This window comes from Rhizobacter sp., assembly GCF_031412075.1.
Taxonomy (GTDB): Bacteria; Pseudomonadota; Gammaproteobacteria; order Burkholderiales; family Burkholderiaceae_C; genus Rhizobacter.
In genome coordinates this window covers 1-3,741 of the sequence record NZ_JANOCG010000671.1, presented here as the reverse complement: position 1 = coordinate 3,741, position 3,741 = coordinate 1, and the positions used below count along the sequence as shown (strand labels likewise).

Annotated in this window: 5 protein-coding genes; 2 read left to right on the top strand and 3 right to left on the bottom strand. The window is 64.3% G+C overall.

Features of this window, described 5'->3' with window-relative positions:
* Nucleotides 1-238: 238 nt before the first annotated feature.
* From RMO40_RS24905 to RMO40_RS24895, 3 genes are all read right to left on the bottom strand, one after another.
* Nucleotides 239-805 (bottom strand): YceI family protein, encoded by a 567-nt coding sequence (locus RMO40_RS24905; RefSeq protein WP_309726568.1) that lies wholly within the window; start codon nt 803-805, stop codon nt 239-241.
* 130 nt (nt 806-935) lie between these two features.
* Nucleotides 936-1,502 (bottom strand): YceI family protein, encoded by a 567-nt coding sequence (locus tag RMO40_RS24900; RefSeq protein WP_309726566.1) that lies wholly within the window; start codon nt 1,500-1,502, stop codon nt 936-938.
* Complete coding sequence (locus RMO40_RS24895; protein WP_309726563.1) at nt 1,499-2,044, bottom strand: cytochrome b/b6 domain-containing protein; 546 nt, start codon at nt 2,042-2,044, stop codon at nt 1,499-1,501. Before RMO40_RS24895 ends, RMO40_RS24900 begins: the two co-directional genes overlap by 4 nt.
* 273 nt (nt 2,045-2,317) lie before the next feature.
* Between RMO40_RS24895 and RMO40_RS24890 the strand changes: the two genes are divergently transcribed.
* The gene (locus tag RMO40_RS24890) at nt 2,318-3,142 is read left to right on the top strand and encodes an IclR family transcriptional regulator domain-containing protein (protein WP_309726561.1); all 825 of its coding nucleotides are present in this window, start codon (nt 2,318-2,320) and stop codon (nt 3,140-3,142) included.
* A partial coding sequence (locus RMO40_RS24885) for an ABC transporter ATP-binding protein (protein WP_309726559.1) occupies nt 3,139-3,741 on the top strand: 603 nt, incomplete at its 3' end. The genes RMO40_RS24890 and RMO40_RS24885, both read left to right, overlap by 4 nt.

Here is a 3,741-nt window from a genome sequence, read left to right as displayed (position 1 = left end):
GGGCAAACCCAAGAAGGTTGCGCTGACAGCTTGTTCACACAAGCTGCTGCGCATCCTCAATGCCATGGCCCGCTCCGGTCAAGACTGGAATCCGCAGATACACGGCGTACCCGCTTGACTTCGAACACAGTTGCTTGGGGGGTGGAGGCGGAAAAGCAATCTCCGCCTGCGCGGAGATTGCCCGCCGGAACGCCTGCTGGCTTGCAAGCCAGCAGGCAGGAGCGCAGCGACTGGGGGGCTACTGCTTCACCGCTTCGATCTGGATCAGCAGCCGCGTGTCATCAGGAATGCCCGGCAGGCCATAGCTCACGTCCCACTGGCTGCGCTTGATGGTGGTTTCGAAGTCACCACCACACACCTCGCGCTTGAGCATCGGGTTCATGTAGCAGTTGAAGTTGGTCGCCGTCAGCGTGACGGGCTGGGTCTTGCCGCGCAGCGTCAGCGCGCCTGCCACGCTGCTCACCTTGTCGCCGTTGAAGCTGAACTTGTCGCCCACGAACCTGGCGGTCGGGAATTCGGCGGCGCTGAAAAAGTCCTTGCTCTTCAAGTGGCCGTCGAGTGGGCCCACGCCGGTGCTCACCGAGCCGGTGTCGATCGTGATCTCGACCTTGCCGGTCTTGGCCGCCTTGTCGAAGGTGACCGTGCCTTCTTTCTTGTCGAAACGGCCGCGCAGCGTGCTGGTGCCAAAGTGCTGTGCCTCGAAGTTCACGAAGGTGTGTGTCGGGTCGATGGCATAGGTGGCGGTTTGCGCCTGGGCGAAGCCGGCGGTGGCAAACAAGGCGGCGGCGATGAGGGTCTTGGTCATGGGTGTTTCCTGGTGGTGAAGCGATAGCGAATCGAAATGACAGGGATCAAGCAACGCCCGTGGAACCGGCTTTGCCGGGCCGCCAGGCGGCGCCCCTTGGGGGCAGGAGCGAAGCGAGTGGGCGGCTAAATCAAAGGGCGCTGACGCCAGTCAACGCCAGCTTGAACTTGACTTGCACCTCGTTGGCAACCATCGAGGTGTCTTTCCAGTCGCCGTCGCCGATCTTGAAATCGAGGCGCTTGATGGCGAAGGCACCGCTCGCGGTGGTGGCGCCACCGGCTTGTGTCACGGTCACCGGCACCACCACGTTCTGGCTGGCGCCCTTGATGGCGAGCTTGCCCGCCACCTCGAACTTGCCGGGCCCGGCGGCCTTCACGCTGGTTGACTGAAACGTGGCCTGCGGAAAAGCCTTGGTGTTGAACCAGTCGGGCTTGGCCACCTCGGCCTCGGTCTCGGTGGCGCCAAAGGTCACGCTGGCGAGGTCGACGGTGAAAGCGATTTTCGCGGTGTCGGGCTTCTTCGGGTCGAAGGCCATCTGGGCATCGAATTTCTTGAACTTGCCGTCGACCGGCACGCCCATTTGCTTGCTGGTGAAGGCGATCTCGCTTTGCGCCGGCACCAGCGTTTGCTGCGCAAACGCCGGCACCACGAAGGCAGACAGGGCGGCGAGTGCGGCCACGATGAGGGTGGTTTTCATGAAGGGTTCCTGGTGGGCCACATGCGCAACAGCAAGCCGTCGCGGTCGATGAACTGGTGTTTGAGGGCGGCGGCCACGTGCATCAGCACCAGCGCCGCCATCCCATAGGCAAGCCAGGCGTGCCAGGGTTTGATGGACTCGGCGAGTGCCTTGTCAGCCGGCACGAAGTCGGGCAGCGGCAACACGCCGAACCACACGATGGGAAACCCCGCCGCCGAGCTGTAGGCCCAGCCCACCAGCGGCACGGCAAAGAAGAGCACATACAGGCCGTAGTGCGTGCCGTGCGCGGCCAGGCGCTGCCACGCTGGCATGGGCGGGTCGGCGGGCGGCCGGTGTGTCAGGCGCCACAACAGGCGCAGCGCCGACAGCGTGAGGATCGTCACCCCGGCCCATTTGTGCCAGTTGTAGAGCTTGAGCCGGTGCGGCGAGAACGGCAGATCGGCCATGTACAGGCCCACGCTGAACGAGCCGATGATGGCCAGCCCCAGCACCCAATGCAAAAGCATCGCGATGCGGCTGTAGCGGGGTGGTGTGGTGTTCATGAGATTCGCACTCTACGTTTGGGGTTGGGCCGGCCGGTTCACGCGGCTTGTTGTGACTGTTCAAATTTTTGGACGACGTGACGGCCGCTCGATTGAACTGTGGCTTACGCAAAAGTAACAACGTGCAAACCCTGAAGGGACTTTCCCGAGGGTCGTGCGACTGCGTATGCCACGGCGAAAAGCCGCTCGTAGACTGCGAGCCCGCATGTTCGATCCGTCGAATCTCATTCAACTGGCTGAATCAACGCACACCGCCCCCACGCCCCACGCCCCATGCTTCAGGCCACCGCTGCGCTCCCCATTGCCAAACCGGCCCTGGTGCCGGCCGTGGCGCGGGCGTTTGCATTGCTCGACCTGCTCGAGAAAGAGCGTGAGGCCATGAGCCTGGCCAAACTCGCCACCAGCCTGGCCTTGCCCAAGAGCAGTGTGCACGGCTTGTGCAACACCCTCACCGCGCTCGGCTACCTGCGCCGCCAGGACGACGGTGGCTTTTTCATCGGCCCGCGCGTCATGGGCCTGGCCAATGCCTTTGCCGCGCAGACCTCGCCCGCGCAGGAGTTCGACCGTTTCTGGAGCGGCCTGGGCAGCGCGCCGCAAGAGACGGTGATCCTGTCGGTGCTCGACGGCGCCGACGTGGTCTACGTGGCAGTGCGCAACGGCATACGCCCGCTCGGCATGGCCTTCAGCGTGGGCATGCGCTTGCCCGCCTACCGCGCCGCCACCGGCCGGGCCATGCTGGCGTTTCACAGCGAAGCGCAGGTCAAGCACCTGTTTCCCACGCCGCGCCTGCCGGCTTTCATGAACCTGCCGTCCATGCGCCGCAGCGATCTGCTCCACGAGCTGGCCGCCACCCGCGAGCGCGGCTACAGCATCGACGACGAAGACGTGCGCCAGGGCGTGTATTGCATGGCTGCGCCGGTGTTCGACGCCGCCGGCGAAGTGGTGGCCGGTGTGGGCATCTGCCTGCAAAAGGCGGCGCTCAAACCGCGCTTTGCCGCCCAGCAGCGCGACACCGTGGTCGATGTGGCGCGGCAGCTGTCTCAGCGCCTGGGCGCAGCCTCTGGTGAAAAAAGTGAGAAAGGCGAAAAAGCGAAATGACCCAGCCCCGCGGCGACACCATCCTCGAAACGCGCAACCTGACCAAGGAGTTCAAGGGCTTCGTGGCCGTGAACCAGGTCAACCTGAAGGTCAAGCGTGGCCAGATCCACGCGCTGATCGGCCCCAACGGCGCGGGCAAGACCACCTGCTTCAACCTGCTGACCAAATTCATCACGCCGACCTCGGGGCAGATCCTGTTCAACGGTGACGACATCACCGGCGACCGCCCGGCCCACATTGCGCGGCGCGGCATCATCCGCTCGTTCCAGATCTCGGCGGTGTTCCCGCACCTGTCGGTGCTGGAAAACGTGCGCGTGGCGCTGCAGCGCAAGCTCGGCACCTCGTTCCATTTCTGGAAGTCGGAGAACTCGTTGCAGTTGCTCAATGAGCGTGTGTTGCAGCTGCTGCGCGAGGTCGACCTCGAAAGTTACGCCGAGACGCCCACCGTCAACCTGGCCTATGGCCGCAAGCGGGCGCTGGAGATTGCCACCACGCTGGCGATGGAGCCCGAGCTGATGCTGCTCGACGAGCCCACCCAGGGCATGGGCCTCGAAGACGTCGACCGCATCCGCCAGCTCATCAAGAAGGTCTCGGCCAAC

Bases quoted from the DNA above. Each gene is read 5' to 3' on its own strand.
- RMO40_RS24905 (WP_309726568.1), bottom strand. From the start codon at position 805: ATGACCAAGACCCTCATCGCCGCCGCCTTGTTTGCCACCGCCGGCTTC.
- RMO40_RS24895 (WP_309726563.1), bottom strand. From the start codon at position 2,044: ATGAACACCACACCACCCCGCTACAGCCGCATCGCGATGCTTTTGCAT.
- RMO40_RS24900 (WP_309726566.1), bottom strand. From the start codon at position 1,502: ATGAAAACCACCCTCATCGTGGCCGCACTCGCCGCCCTGTCTGCCTTC.
- RMO40_RS24890 (WP_309726561.1), top strand. From the start codon at position 2,318: ATGCTTCAGGCCACCGCTGCGCTCCCCATTGCCAAACCGGCCCTGGTG.